At 61.7% G+C, this 14,519-nt stretch carries 10 protein-coding genes; 4 read left to right on the top strand and 6 right to left on the bottom strand.

Translation table 11 applies throughout. The annotated features are described in order from the left end of the window. Positions 1-15 precede the first annotated feature (15 nt). From APH35_RS10885 to APH35_RS10870, 4 genes are all read right to left on the bottom strand, one after another. The gene (locus APH35_RS10885) at positions 16-2,352 is read right to left on the bottom strand and encodes a TonB-dependent siderophore receptor (RefSeq protein WP_060514790.1); all 2,337 of its coding nucleotides are present in this window, start codon (positions 2,350-2,352) and stop codon (positions 16-18) included. A gap of 131 nt (positions 2,353-2,483) precedes the next feature. Further along, the gene (locus APH35_RS10880; RefSeq protein WP_060514789.1) at positions 2,484-3,413 is read right to left on the bottom strand and encodes a FecR family protein; all 930 of its coding nucleotides are present in this window, start codon (positions 3,411-3,413) and stop codon (positions 2,484-2,486) included. Between the two features lie 5 nt (positions 3,414-3,418). Continuing rightward, positions 3,419-3,916 (bottom strand): RNA polymerase sigma factor, encoded by a 498-nt coding sequence (locus tag APH35_RS10875; RefSeq protein ID WP_012270414.1) that lies wholly within the window; start codon positions 3,914-3,916, stop codon positions 3,419-3,421. Between the two features lie 286 nt (positions 3,917-4,202). Further along, complete coding sequence (locus APH35_RS10870; protein WP_060514788.1) at positions 4,203-5,132, bottom strand: malate dehydrogenase; 930 nt, start codon at positions 5,130-5,132, stop codon at positions 4,203-4,205. 334 nt (positions 5,133-5,466) lie between these two features. On the opposite strand from APH35_RS10870, the gene APH35_RS10865 reads away from it, so the two are divergent. The 4 genes from APH35_RS10865 to APH35_RS10850 all read left to right on the top strand — a co-directional run bounded on the left by APH35_RS10865 (position 5,467) and on the right by APH35_RS10850 (position 11,026). Next, positions 5,467-6,852: a GntP family permease gene (locus APH35_RS10865; protein ID WP_060514787.1), complete on the top strand. Its 1,386-nt coding sequence runs from the start codon at positions 5,467-5,469 to the stop codon at positions 6,850-6,852. A gap of 141 nt (positions 6,853-6,993) precedes the next feature. Continuing rightward, positions 6,994-7,500, top strand: coding sequence for a sigma-70 family RNA polymerase sigma factor (locus tag APH35_RS10860; protein WP_012270410.1), 507 nt, complete (start codon positions 6,994-6,996; stop codon positions 7,498-7,500). Beyond that, complete coding sequence (locus APH35_RS10855) at positions 7,497-8,453, top strand: FecR domain-containing protein (protein WP_060514786.1); 957 nt, start codon at positions 7,497-7,499, stop codon at positions 8,451-8,453. The genes APH35_RS10860 and APH35_RS10855 overlap by 4 nt, the downstream gene beginning before the upstream one ends. 128 nt (positions 8,454-8,581) lie before the next feature. Further along, positions 8,582-11,026, top strand: coding sequence for a TonB-dependent siderophore receptor (locus tag APH35_RS10850; RefSeq protein WP_060514785.1), 2,445 nt, complete (start codon positions 8,582-8,584; stop codon positions 11,024-11,026). A gap of 210 nt (positions 11,027-11,236) precedes the next feature. On the opposite strand, the gene APH35_RS10845 is transcribed toward APH35_RS10850, so the two are convergent. Then, a complete protein-coding gene (locus APH35_RS10845; protein WP_060514784.1) occupies positions 11,237-13,642 on the bottom strand; it encodes a TonB-dependent siderophore receptor in 2,406 nt (801 codons plus the stop codon). Positions 13,643-13,724: 82 nt separating this feature from the next. Beyond that, positions 13,725-14,519: FecR domain-containing protein (locus tag APH35_RS10840; protein ID WP_156341213.1), on the bottom strand; the 795-nt coding region annotated here is incomplete at its 5' end.

The raw sequence follows: 14,519 nt of genomic DNA, 5'->3' as shown, positions 1-14,519 counted from the left end.
CGGCCCCTTGGGTAATCACCAGTTATACGTCACCGTCCCGTAAACCGTGCGCTGCTGCCCATACTGGCAGCCCATATCGCTGAAACAGCCGGCCACATACTCCTTGTCGAACAGGTTGCTGGCATTGAGCGCCAGCTCCACGCCTTTGAGCGAAGCGTCCAGCTTGCCCAACTCGTAGCTGACCATCGCATCCACCAGCACGTAGCTGTCGACCTTGAAGCTGTTCTGCGCATCGCCGAAGGTGCTACCCACATAACGGGTGCCAGCGCCCAGCCGCAGCCCGTTCAGCGATCCACCTTGCAACTGGTAGTCCGCCCACAGCGAGGCCATGTGCTCCGGCGTACGGAACGGCGTATTGCCCTGGGTGCCGCGCTCGGACTGTGTAACTTCGACATCGTTCCAGGTGTAGCTGCCAATCAGGTTGAATCCCGGCGCCAGCTCGGTTCTGGCCTCCAGCTCGACACCGCGTGAGCGTACTTCGCCTTCCTGGCGGCTGAAGCCGTTGATGGTCTCGGTGACGTTCTGCTTGGTCAGCTCGAACACCGCGATGGTGTACAGGCTGTTGCTGCCCGGTGGCTCGTATTTCAGGCCCAGCTCGTACTGTTTGCCGGTTTCCGGGTCGAGCTGGGTGCCATCGGCGGTAGTGCCCATCACCGGCAGGAACGACTCGCTGTAGCTGACGTACGGCGCCAGGCCATTGTCGAACAGGTAGACCAACCCGGCACGGCCGCTGAATTTCTCGTCCTTCTGAGTTTGCGGGGCGCGATCGTCCTTCTGGTTGACCGCCCAGTCGTAGCGCCCGCCCAGCAGCAACACCCAGTTGTCGATACGCAGCTGGTCCTGCAGGTACACGCCGGTCTGGGACAGCTTCTGCTCATAGCTGGCAAAGCTGAACGGCACTGTGCTCAGCGGCTGACCGTACACCGGCTGGAACGGGTCGAAGCTTTGCAGGATGAAGTCCAGTGACTGCTGCTGGTCGAACTTGCCGTTGTTGTAGTCCACCCCACTCAGCAAAGTGTGCTCCACCGGCCCGGTCGCGAAGTCGGCCTGAACATGGGTGTCCACCGTAAACAAACGGCCATCGCCCTTGCGCTGGTCGCTGTAACGCGAATACTGCCCACCGCCGACTGGGCCGAACAAGGCGATTTCGCTGCTGGCCTGGCGGTAGTTGCTGTAGCGCACATTCTGGCGCAGGGTCCAGGTTTCATCGAAGTGATGTTCGAACACATAGCCCAACGAGGTCTTTTCGTTGGTCATGAAGTCGTAGGCGCTGTCGCCCACGTAGGTGTCACGGTCCAGCCGGCCACGCGCATCGCGGAACACGGTGCCGCTGGCGGGAAGCGAGTTGGCGAAGTTACCAGTCTGACGCTGATACTCACCCAGCAGGGTGAACTCGGTATTGGCACTGGGCCGATAGCTGAGCGCCGGGGCGATGTACTGCCGGCGGTTGGTGATGTGATCGGTCTGGGCATCGGTTTCGCGGAACAGGCCGGTCAGGCGATAACTCCAGATGCCTTCGTCATCCAGCGCATCACCCAGGTCGAAGGCGCCTTGCTGATAGTTCAGGTTGCCGGCCTGCAACTGCACTTCGTGCAAGGGCTGCTGGGTGGGGCGCTTGCTCACCAGGTTGATCTGCCCGCCTGGGTCCGAGGCGCCGTACAACACCGAGCTGGCACCACGCAGTACCTCGATGCGCTCCAGGCCATACGGTTCTGGCGCGTCCCAGCCGAGAAACTCCGGCAGGAAGGTACGGGTGCCATCGCGCAGCATGCGCCCGGTGCCCTGCTGGAAACCGCGGATGGACAACTGATCGACGACGAACTGCGGGCCAGCCAGTTCGGTGTTGACGCCTGGGGTGTAGCGCAGCGCCTGGGCCACGGTCTTGGGTTGCTGCGCCTCGATCTGCTCGCGGGTAATGACCGAGACCGAGGCTGGGGTCTCGATCAACGGGGTGTCGGTCTTGCTGCCGACCGAGGAGCGCTTGGCCACGTAGCCATCGTCCGGGCTGACGGAGCTGTAGGCCTGGCCAACGATCGACGTGGCCCCAAGCTCCAGCGCGCCAGACGATTGCGCAGCGGGCTCCAAGGTGACGCTGGTGCTGCCGGTGGCGCGCCAGGTCAGGCCACTGCCCTGCAGTAGCTCGGACAGCGCCGCTTCCGGTTCATGCCGCCCAGTGACGCCTCGGCTGCTCTTGCCCTGCACCAAATTGCCATCGAAGATCACCTGCAGTCCGCCCTGCGCGGCCAGACGGTTGAGCGCACTGGCCAGGGGTTGCGGGGCGATGTCGAACTCACGCGGCTCGGCCAGGGCCAGCCCTGGGAGCAGCGCGCACAGCAAAGAAAACGACGTCATCGACGCCCTGCGAAATTGCCCTCGGTCCATCACACTCCCCTTTCAAATACGAAGCATTCGTTTTTGAGAAGGGATGACGGATGACTGTGACAGACCCGTAAAAATAATTGTCGATGCAGGCTAACCCGTGCTCAGTCACGCGCCTCAAACACCAGCAGAAAATCCGAGTACCGATGAATGCTCAGGGGGAACGCCTGCTCAAGGGTCGCCAAGCCTTCATCCAGCCGGTCCAGCTGGAAGGTGCCACTGACCTTGAGCCCACGCAATTGCTCATCGCCAATCAGCAACCACCCCGGCCGATACCGTTCCAGAGCCTTCAGCACCTGCGCCAGCGGCGCCTGCTCAAACACCAGCCGCCCCTGCTGCCAGGCCAGTGCACTGTCCACATCCAGCCCGTGCTTGCCGCCCAACCGCCCAGCCTCTCGCCCCACCGCTTCACCGGCAGAAAGCTCGACCCGGTCGGCGGTATCACTGACTGCCACCCGCCCACGCTTGACCACCACCCCCACCGACGCGCCCTCACGGCTCACTGCATACACAGTACCCAACGCCGTAGCCTGCACCGCCCCTGCCTGCACGGTGAACGGCCGTGCCGGGTCATGCGCCACCTCGAACACCGCCTCGCCCTTGCGCAAGGTGATACGCCGCGCCCGGTCATTCATCTCAACGTCCACAGCCGACTCGGCATCCAGGCTGATACGCGAGCCATCACTCAACGTGACAACCCGGCGCTCCCCTACCCCGGTCCGATAATCCGCGCCCCATTGCCCATGCCAGGCCAACGCCACGCCGACGGCCAACACCAGCACCGCCGCACTGGCCAACGACCATTGCCGCGCCGGCGCACGCCGCCGCGCAGGGGCCTGAAGCTGCCCGCTCAACGCCCATAGCCGTCTTGCCTCGACAAACGCCTGCTGATGCTCCGGCGCCTGCGCGCACCAGGCCCGCGCCGCCTCCACGTCGCCAGGCCGCACATCTCCCGAAGTCAGACGCACCACCCAGGCCTGGGCAGCCCGGCGTACGTCAGGTGAGGGGTCGAGGGGAGCGGAAGGCTTGTGCATAACGGTCAACGTTGCAAACTCTGGCCCAGAAAGTCCAGCGCAATGGCCAACTGCTTCTCCACCGTGCTCACGGAAACGCCCAACTGCTCGGCCACCGCTTTGTGCGCCATACCCTCCAGGCGGCACAGCAGAAAAATCTCCTGGCAACGTGGCGGCAGGCGCTGCAACGCCTCGGCCATCAGCGCCAGCTCGCGCCGGGCGGCGACTTCGGCAAATGGCTCGGGGCTTTCGCCGGTGACTTCGTACAGGTACGCCATACCTTCGTCATGCTGCCCCCGCGTGCCACGGCTGCGGGTGTGGTCGATGACCAGGTTGCGGGCAATGCGAAACAGCAGGCTGCGCAGGTTCAGCACCGGGGCCCGGGGTGGTTGGCGCAGCATGCGCAGGTAGGTTTCCTGCACCAGGTCGGCGGCGGTGTCGGTGTTGCGCAACTGGCGGTACAGGAACGCGCGCAACTCTCCGGCATGGGCCTTGAAAGCCAGTTCCAGCTCTTCGGTCTTCATGCGTGGGGGCGACCCGGGAGGGGGAAGAAGGCGCTGACTTTAACGATAAGGGTTTTCATTTACAACGGGCGCCTTGCACGCCGCATCCTGGGCATTGCCGAGCTTGCGCTGCAGCCACTGGCGAATCCAGCCGTGATGGAAACGGTAGAGTGCCGCCAGTTCGAGGCCTGGGGCTGTAGCACTGGGAACGGGCAATTGGAGCGCGGAACGTCGGCGGCGTTGGTCATGGGTGGCGCTTGGTCTAGAAACCGAGCGCCACCTGCGCGGCGCGTGATCTGCCCCTCGCTTACAAAGCCTTCATCTCATCAATATCCCGCGCCACCTGATCCGCAGACTGGTCGAACATCGCCTGTTCCTGCGCATCCAGCGGCAACTCGATCACCCGCGCAAGCCCCTCGTCTGCGAGTACACAGGGCACACCCATGGCAATATCCTTGCGCCCATATTCACCCTGCAGAATCGCCACAGCCGGCAAAATGCGGTTTCGCCCATTGGCGATGGCATCCACCATCTGTGCAATCGCCACGCCCGGTGCATCGCAGGCGCTGCCCATCTTCTTCAAGCCCAGAATCTCGCCGCCGCCTTTGCGAGTTCGCTCGACAATCTGCTCGATCTGCTCGCTGGAGAGAAAATGCGACAGCGGCACCGAGCCGATCTGGCAGTAGCGCATCAGCGGCACCATGCTGTCGCCATGCCCCCCCAGCACCAGCGCCGTGATGTCCTTGGCAGAAAAGCCGGTTTGCTCGGCGATGATACACTTCATGCGTGCGGTATCCAGCACGCCCGCCTGCCCAAACACCTTGTCGCGCCCCAGCCCGCTGACGCTCCAGGCGCGATAGGTCAGCACGTCGACCGGGTTGGACACCACCAATACCGTCGCTGCCGGGGCATGGTGTTTGATGTCCGTCATGATGCCATCCAGTATCGGCAGGTTGATGCTCAGCACATCCTGACGTGACTGGCCGGGCTTGCGCGGTACGCCCGCCGTAATCACCACCAGGTCGGAACCGTCCAGCATTTCGGCCTTGGCCCCGCCGTAGACTCGGGTATCCGAGCCAGACTCCACGGCGGCCTGCCACACGTCCAGCGCTTTGCCCTGCGCCAGCTCGCCCTGCACATCCATCAACACCAGCTCACGGCACAACTCATCCCGGGCAATGATCTGCGCCGCGGCCTCGCCGACCAGGCCGGCACCTACGATTGTCAATTTGTTCACCAGACACCTCCCAGCGGCGCGCGCCACCAGGAACACGCCTGCGTATAGAAAGAAGTATTGCCCGCTGGGGCCAAAAGGCCACCCGAAGGCGATACCTGGCCATCAGAGCCAACCCGCATCGGCACGCCCGCCAAGACCCGACTGCCTGCTCTTGACAGTCTCCCGCCGCAACGCGAATACTTTGAGAGGATTCATATAGATGACCAAATAACAAGGTGAATCACCCCATGAATGCTCTGCCCTGCAATGCTTTTTCGCCCGGTGCTGCCCCTGCGTGCACCCGCCTCGGATTCACCCCTTCAGCTAAAGCGCCCGCCCAACCGAGACTGCCTGAATGACCCCCTTGGATATACAGCTGTTACTGACCGCGCTGGTCAGTGTCCTGGTGCTGGTGGCACTCATCGTGTCGCGCCTGAAGATGCACCCGCTGCTGGCCTTGCTGGTGGTGTCCATTGGGGTGGGCTTCGCTACCCGCATGGAGCCAGGCAGCATCGTCTCCCACTTGCTTACCGGCGCTGGAAAAACCCTGGGGGCCGTCGGGGTGGTGATTGCCCTTGGCGCGATGCTCGGCAAAATTCTGGCTGACGCTGGCGTCAACGAGCAGGTCGCTGATGTCATCCTCAAGCGCACCTCGGACCGCATGATTCCGTGGGCCATGATGTTGGTTGCCTTCGTCATTGGCATCCCCATGTTTTTCGAAGTGGGCCTGGTGATCATGCTGCCGCTGATTTTCAGCGTGGCGCGCAAGCTGGAAAGCAAGGCCCGCTTCAAGGGCTCTGCATACGTGTATGTAGGCGTGCCGGTGATTTCGGCGCTGGCTGCCATGCACGGCATGGTACCGCCGCACCCTGGCCCCCTGACCGCCATCGCGGTGCTCAAGACCTCGGTTGGGCCCACCATGCTTTACGGCTTCCTGGCGGCTATCCCGGCAATGATCCTGGGCGGCCCGCTGTATGGCATGTTCATTTCGCCGCGCATGAGCACTCGGCCTGATCAGGCTTTGCTGGACCAGTTCACCCTGGCTGAAAAAGCCGACGATCAACCCCGCCCCGGCGTAGCGATCGGCATGCTGGCCGCGTTGCTGCCGGCGATTCTGATGCTGGTGCATGCCGTCGCCGAGATGCTGCTACCCAAGGGCAACCCGTTGCTGGAGCTGGCCAGTTTCCTCGGCAACCCGCTGATCGCCATGTTGCTGGGCGTGCTGTTCGCCGGCGCCAGCCTGGTACTGGCGCGCGGCGGTGACGCCGAACACCTGCGCGATGCACTGGGCAAAAGCCTCAAGCCTATCGCCTCGATCATCATGATCATCGCCGGCGGCGGGGCTTTTCAGGAGATGCTGACCAGCGCCAAGGTGGGTGATGCCATTGTGCACCTGACTCAGCAATCGGCCTTCCCGCCCTTGATGCTGGGGTGGTTGATCGCGATGTTGCTTTCGGTGTCTACCGGCTCCGCCACGGTAGGTATCGTTGGGGCTGCCGGCTTGCTGGCACCGCTGGCAGGTGCTGACCCCAGCCTCAACCTGCCGTTGCTGGCCTTGTCCATCGGCTGTGGCTCGCTGTTCTTCAACTATGCGAACCATGCAGGGTTCTGGATGGTGAAAGAGTCCTTTGGGATGACCATGGGCGAAGCCACCAAGACCATCTCGGTGGTGCAGTCCATCGTGGCGGTGGTCGGGTTGATTGTGGTGCTGGTCTTGAATGCGGCAATTACTGTGAATTGATCCCGGGGCATTGCTCAAGCTGCACGACCCATCGCCAGAAGGTTGTGCAGCCGATTCCGGCAAAGGCAGTTTCCAAATTTCCTCTTCCCCCCTACAATTGCAACTGATTCTTATCTGCGGCCAATTGACGGGAAGAGGAACGTGCCCACTGATGCCCCGTTGCAACCCCTCGACAGCCTTTATCGCGACCACCACGGCTGGCTGCAAGGTTGGCTGCGTCTGCGCCTTGGTGATCGAGAACGGGCTGCGGATATTGCCCAGGACACTTTCCTGCGCCTGCTGGTAACGCGACGCCTGCCAGAGCAGAACGACGGCCGCCGTTTCCTGGCCCAGATCGCCCGCAACCTGGTCATAGACCAATGGCGCCGCCAACGGATCAAGCACGCTTACCTGGAGAGCCTGGCCGCCCTCCCCGAACCAGAAAGCCCGTCGCTGGAAACCCGCGCCATCGTGATCGAAACCCTGATGCAGATCGACGCCATGCTCGACAGCATGCCGGCGAAGGTGCGCGAGGCGTTCCTGCTGTCGCAGTTTGAAGGGCTGACCTATAGCCAAATCGCCGAACGCCTCGAAGTCAGTGTCAGCTCGGTACAAAAGTACATGCTGCGCGCCATCACCGCCTGCTATCAGGTGCTGTACGCCGAATGAAAACTTCCAACGAAACGCCCATCGCCGCAACCATCGTCGAACAGGCCAGCCATTGGTTAATGCTGCAATGGAGCGGCGAGCTGGACAAGGCACAGCAGCGTCGCTTTGCTGAGTGGCGAAATGCGGACCCGGAACATGCCCGTGCGTGGCAGCGCCTGGAGCACCTGCAACATACCCTGAGCGGTGTGTCAGCGGATACCGCGCTGGCCGTGCTACGGGAGCAGCCTGACGCGCGCCGTCGACAGACGCTGAAACTGCTCAGCGCCCTGCTTTTGGCTGGCGGCAGCGGTTACATCGTCCAATCGCAATTGCCCTGGCGCGAGGCCATGGCAGATCTGCGCAGCGGCACGGGTGAGCGCCTGCAGCGCACGTTGGCCGATGGCAGCCGGCTTGGCTTGAACAGCGGTAGCGCGGTTGATATCCAGTTCAGCGCAAGCGAGCGCCGCATTCGCCTGCTCGCTGGGGAGTTGCTGCTCGACAGCGGCCATGACCCCGCGCAACGCCCACTGATCGTGGACACCGTAGCCGGGGATGTCCTGGCACTCGGCACGCGCTTTTCCGTGTACCAACATGACGATAAATGCCAGGTCGACCTGTTTGAGGGCGAACTGGAACTGCACCCGCGTCAGGCTCGCGCCATACGCCTGCAAGCCGGACAAGGTTGCTGGTTTTCCACCACCCAGATCGGTGACATCGCACCCGCGAATCTCAACGCCATCGCCTGGCACGAAGGTCGGCTGATCGCCGAGCGCATGCCGCTCGGGCAGTTCACCGCAGAACTGGCTCGCCATCGGGCCGGTGTGCTGCGCTGCGACCCTGCCGTCGCCGCCCTGCCGCTAACCGGCGTTTTTCCGCTGGCAGACACCGACCGCGTACTTACAGCGCTAGAGCAATCCCTACCGGTAAAAGTACACCGCCTGACACGTTTTTGGACCACCATCAGTCCCGCATGACCAGCGTTACCCAAGTGCTGCAACGGCAATGAATGAAAAAAACGCTGCTGCCCGTTGTCGGTTTTACCGACTCGTCCGGGATACCTCTTGAATTTAACCAAGAAGCATTCTCAAGAGGAACAGTCAGAATGCCGTATCTGCCCACAACACCCCGTTCTCGATTGAGCCTTGCGGTTCGTCACACCCTGTTTGCCGGCTTGCTTTGCAGCAGCCCCCTTCTACTGGCGCTGCCCGCAACATCGGCTGGCGCCAGCGAGCAATCACGCAGTTACGCCATCCCCGCCGGCGGCCTGGATCAGGCGTTGAACCGCTTCGCGAGCGAGGCCGGCATCCTGCTTTCTGCCGACGCCCAGCTGACCGCCGGCAAGCGCAGCGCTGGGCTCAATGGCAGCTATGACATTGACGAGGGCCTGGCCCAGCTGCTGGCGGGTACTGGCCTTCGGGCACTCAATAGCGGTGGCAACTATACGGTGGAGGTCGTTGCCGACAGTGGTGGCGCCCTGGAGTTGAGTGCAACCAACATCATCAGCAACCAGCTGGGCACCGTCACCGAAGGCACGGGGTCCTACACGCCCGGCACCATCGCCACGGCCACCCGCCTGGTGCTGAAACCCAGGGAAACCCCGCAGTCGATCAGCGTGGTCACTCGTCAGCACATGGATGACTTTGCCCTCAACACTGTCGACGCAGTCATGCGCCACACCCCAGGTATTACCGTGTCGGCTTACGACACTGATCGCACCAACTACTATTCGCGCGGTTTCTCGATCAACAACTTCCAGTACGACGGCATCCCCTCCGCCGTGCGCAACGTCGCCTACTCGGCAGGCAACACCCTGAGCGACATGGCGATCTACGACCGTATCGAAGTGCTCAAGGGCGCATCCGGCCTACTCAGCGGCGCAGGCTCGCTGGGCGGCACCATCAACCTGGTACGCAAAAAGCCCACCGCCGACTTCCAGGGCCACGCCACCCTGGGTGCAGGCTCGTGGGACAACTACCGCAGCGAACTGGATGTCAGCGGCCCGCTGACCGAAACCGGCAACGTTCGCGGCCGGGCCGTGGCCGCCTATCAGGACAAGCATTCGTTCATCGACCGCTACTCGAGCCAGAACTCGGTGTTCTACGGCATCCTCGAGTTCGACCTGTCACCTGACACGCTGCTGACGGTAGGCGCCGACTACCAGGACAACGACCCCAAGGGTTCCACCTGGTCTGGCAGCTTCCCGCTGCTCAATTCCAAGGGCGAGCGCAACGACGCCAAGCGCTCGTTCAGCAACTCGACCGACTGGAGCAGCTGGCAGCAATACACCCGCACGGTGTTCGCCACCCTGGAACACGACCTGGGTGACGGCTGGGTGACCAAGCTGCAACTGGACCACAAGTACAACGGCTACGATGCGCAAATGGGCGCCATCCAATTCGACCAGCCGCAGCCCGACGGCAGCGCTGAAATCAACGCACAACGCTACAAGGGCGACACCACAAGCGACTCGGCTGACCTTTACGTGAGCGGCCCGTTCAGCATGCTCGGCCGCGAGCATGACCTGGTACTGGGCGGCTCCATCAGCAAGGCCCACTGGAGCGGCAAGGGTTACTGGGACGAAACCTTCTCGGTGCCGAACCGGGTGGACTACAACAACTGGCACGGCAACCTGCCCAAGCCCGACTGGGGTCCGGTGTCGCAGCGCACCGACGATGTCATCCGCCAGACCGGCGTGTACCTCACCACCCGCCTGAACGTGACCGACGACCTGAAAGTGCTGCTGGGTGGCCGCGTGGTCAACTACAGCCTGACCGGCCTGACCCCGACCTACACCGAGTCCGGGCGCTTCATTCCCTATGCCGGCGCCATCTACGACCTGAACGAAAATTTCTCGGTCTACGCCAGCTACACCGACGTGTTCATGCCCCAGGAAAACTACAACCGCGACCGCGACAACAAACTGATCGAGCCGGATGAAGGCGAAAACTACGAAATCGGCATCAAGAGCGAGTTTTTCGACGGCCGCCTGAACGCCAGCCTGGCCTACTTCGAGGTCAAGGAAAGCAACCGCTCGGTGCCGGATGACGCCTACAACAACCAGACCCCTACCCCGCCCAACTACGCGTTCAAGGGCAGCAAGGCGACCACCAAAGGCTACGAGCTGGAAGTGTCCGGCGAGCTGGCCCCGGGCTGGCAGGCGCAGGGCGGCTACACCCACAAGGTGGTGCGCGACAGCAACGACGTGAAGCTCTCCACCTTCGAGCCCGAAGACCAGCTAAGCCTCTACACCACCTACAAACTCACCGGTGACCTGGACAAGATCACCGTTGGCGGTGGTGCGCGTTGGCAGAACAAGGCCTGGCAGCAGATCTGGAACAGCCCCAAGGGCATGAACGAGGACGTTACGCAAGAATCCTACTGGGTGGTGGACCTGATGACCCGCTACCAGATCACCCCGAACCTGTCGGCGACCGTCAACCTCAACAACATCTTCGACAAGTATTACTACACCAACGTCGGCTTCTATAACTCGGCCATCTACGGCGAACCGCGCAACGTCATGGTCACTACTCGCTGGGACTTCTGAGGCCAGCGCGGGCCAGGGGCCTGGCCATCACCCAGGCTATCGCGTCACCCGGTAAGAGCAGCCTTGTGCTGCTCCTACAGGTTCCGTGCTTACCGTGGCATCGCCCAGCAGCGGCCTTGCGCAGAACTCAAACACCCACACAATCGCTGTAGGCGCTGGCTTGCCTGCGATGGGCTGCGCAGCAGCCCCAGCCTCCCTCAAGGGCACAAGTCAGAAGTTGTACTTGATACCCGTCATGATGTTTCTTGGCGCACCGTACATACCGTGGTCGCCGGCATAGCTGAGGTACTCGCGGTCGAACACGTTGTTCAGGTTCACAGACGCACTCAGATGTTGGTTGAAGTCGTAGCGCGCCAAGAGGTTGGTGACGGCATAGCTGCCCTGAGTGAAGGTGTGCAGGTCGGCACCGGTTTTACTCTGCCAGTTCACACCGCCGCCAAGGGTGACCTTGTTCAAGATGCCCGGCAGGCGATAGCTGGTGAAGGTCTTCAGACTGTGGCGAGGCAGGGTAGTAACGATACGTTGGTCGTCAGCGTCGGTGCTGACTGCATAGGCATAACCGGCAGATGCCTGCCAGCCTTCAGCCAGTTCTCCATCCAGGGTGAATTCAGCGCCCTTGGTAGTGGTGCCCTGTTCTGACTTGTACGTGTTGCCGCCTGGGGTATCGATCCAGATCGCCAGGTTGTCCTGCTCGATCTTGAACAGCGCGACGCTGGAGTTCAGCTTGCCATCGAAGTGGCTGCCCTTGATACCAACTTCATAACCGGTGCCTTCCATCGGGTCCAGTGGTTTGTTGTTGATGTCGCGAACCCAGGACGACTGAGGGTTGAAGATTTTCGTGTAGCTGGCATACAGCGACCACGTATCGTTGACGTCATACACTACGCCGGCATACGGAATGTAGACGCCGGTCTCCGACTCTTTGGTCTTGGTTTTTTCTGCGTTGTAGGGTTTGTCCTCGATCTCACGATGCCAGTCGATCACGCGGCTACCCAGCAAGATACTGAGAGCGTCGGTGGCATGCAGGCGCGTGGCGAGATAAGCGGCGTATTGGGTTTCGTCGTTAGTGGATTTGCCAGTGACGTTGAATTCCGGTTTTACCGAGTTGCCGTTCCAGTTCAGCAGGTTGTCGATCGCCCCGGCCGGAGAGCCGGAATAGTCGTACTTCCAGCCGCCATAGCTTGGCACGTTCTCGTAGTAGTTGGACAAGGTCACACCGGCGATCAACTCGTGCTCGCGGCCCAACAGGCCGAACGGGCCGGTCAGGTAGGCATCGATGTTGTTCTGGCGCGGGATACCAGAGAAACGCACGGGCAACTGAGTGGTGCCGCTTCCGTCCGGGTTGAGGCCACCGTTTACGTAGTTGAAGACTTCATCGAACTTGTTTTCGGAGTGGGTCAGCTCGATCTTCCCGCTCCAACCATTGGCGAACTGCTGTTCGATCGACGTGAAAAAGCTGGTTTGTTCATGGTCGTTGTACGACCAGGTTTGAGCTGAATTGAGCGAGCGTTTGAGGTTGGTGCGAGAGCCGTCGGTGAAACGGGTCGGCAGGCCAGAGCGCATTGGGGAGTCAACGTCTGTGCGTTGGTAACTGAAGCCCATGGTCAGTAGGGTGTCTTCAGTCAGGTCAAACTCGGTAATGCCGTAGATCAGTTGCGAGTCCTGCTTGTAGCGGTCGACCCAGGACCGCTCGGTCTTGAAGTCGGCGACCACACGACCGCGTACGTTACCGGTTTCGGTCAGCGGGCCAGACACATCAAAGCCGGTACCGTAGCGGTCCCAATTACCGGCTTCGGCCCAGACGCTGGCCTGTGCCTCAGCGGTCGGACGCTTGCGGATCAGGTTGATCGTCGCTGAAGGGCTACCCAGGCCGCTGATCAAGCCGGTAGCACCGCGCACCACCTCCACACGGTCATACATGGCCATGCTCTGGGTGTAGTTGTCCATGCGCTTGACGGTGGGCACGCCGTCGATTTCAAAGTTCTGAATCTCGAAGCCCCGAGAGAAGTAACCGTCAGACTCGGCACCCAGTCCGTCGCGCAACACGATGACGCCCGGGGTGGCATCGAGGGTGTCACTGAGATTGGTCAGGCGCTGATCATCCAGGCGCTGGCGGGTCATGACGGTCAGCGACTGCGGGGTTTCTTTGGGGGTCAGGTTCAGGCGGGTCGAACTGCTGGATGAATAGGTGGTGTACAGCCCGGTACCTTCTGTCGTCGACCCGGGCGCTTTGCCCGAAATTGAAATGCTTTGAAGCTCCAGGGCGCTAGAAGCTGGCGCTCGTTGCAGGGTGTATCGCCCATCCGGCTGGCGAACCGCAATGAGTTGGCTGCCTGCGAGTAGCGCCTGTAAAGCACCGTCGACCGTGTAATCACCACTCAAACCAGGGCTGTTTTGCCCGGCAATCAAATCATTGGGAAACGACAGCAGCAAATGGGCTTGCTGGCCCAGTTGGTTGAGCGCAGTACCGAGTGACGCCGGGGGAATTTCGTAGTGTTGCACGCTGTTATCGGCAGCGGCCCACACGGGCGATGAAGTAGCGATCAGAACCGCCGCGGTGCAACCCAATGTGTTGGCGAGCGACCTGTAGTGCGACGAAATACTGCGGTGAGGCATGTGAAGTTCCCCCGATGATTTTTGATGTATGGCCTATGAGTCTCGCCAGAAATCAAAACGGCTCATCGAGGACGAAAAAACTTCAGACGTTCGCTGGCGAGGGACGCAAGTTGATCCACAGGCGAGTGAAACGCTGTACCTCCAATTGCAGCGTCTGGGCGACGGCATCGATGACTCGATCGCTGTCAGCCAGCGGGTAGGTGCCCCACACGCGCAGATTGGCCAAGGCGGCGTCGCACCCAAGATACCCATGACGATAGCGGCCAAGTTCGTCGAGGAAAGCCTGAAGCGGTTGGCCGTTGGCGACGATCATGCCTTCGGCCCAGGCGGGGCTGGATGCTTGCATTACACCCTGATCGAGCACCCCAAGCGGCCCGAAACGCGCCAGTTGCCCAGCTTGCAGGGCAGTCCAGGTGCCGGCCTGAGTCGGGGTCACTTGAAGCGAGCCACGATAGACCGCCAACTGGGTAGAGCCATTGTCGAGCTGCCGTATCGTGAAACGTGCCGAGGACGCTTGCGTGCGAACCTGAGCGGTATCGATGTATAGCGCCGGGTTCAAGGCAGCATCAATCAAGACCTCGCCGCTGAACAATCGAAGGTGCCAACGATGGCCCGTCGCACAAGCGTTTATCGCGCTATGGGTATTGAGTTCTAGCGACAGATCCGAGGCCAGCGCAACACGTCGCTGCTCGCCCACACCCGTGGTGTAATCGGCACTGAGGCGCGACACCATTTCGCTGTCTCGACTCATCCATGCACCGGCGCTTGCAGCCAGCAACAATGCCAACCCTTTTATCGCCCGACGCCTGCTCAGCTTTTCCTGGGAGGGAAGCAACAGCGCCCGCCGGGCAAGGTCTGGATCGCCTCGGGTGCGCAA

It is taken from the genome of Pseudomonas sp. NBRC 111132 (assembly GCF_001320565.1).
GTDB classification, from domain to species: Bacteria; Pseudomonadota; Gammaproteobacteria; order Pseudomonadales; family Pseudomonadaceae; genus Aquipseudomonas; species Aquipseudomonas putida_P.
The sequence above is the reverse complement of the archived record's forward strand: the minus strand, read 5'-3'. Positions and strand labels throughout refer to the sequence as shown.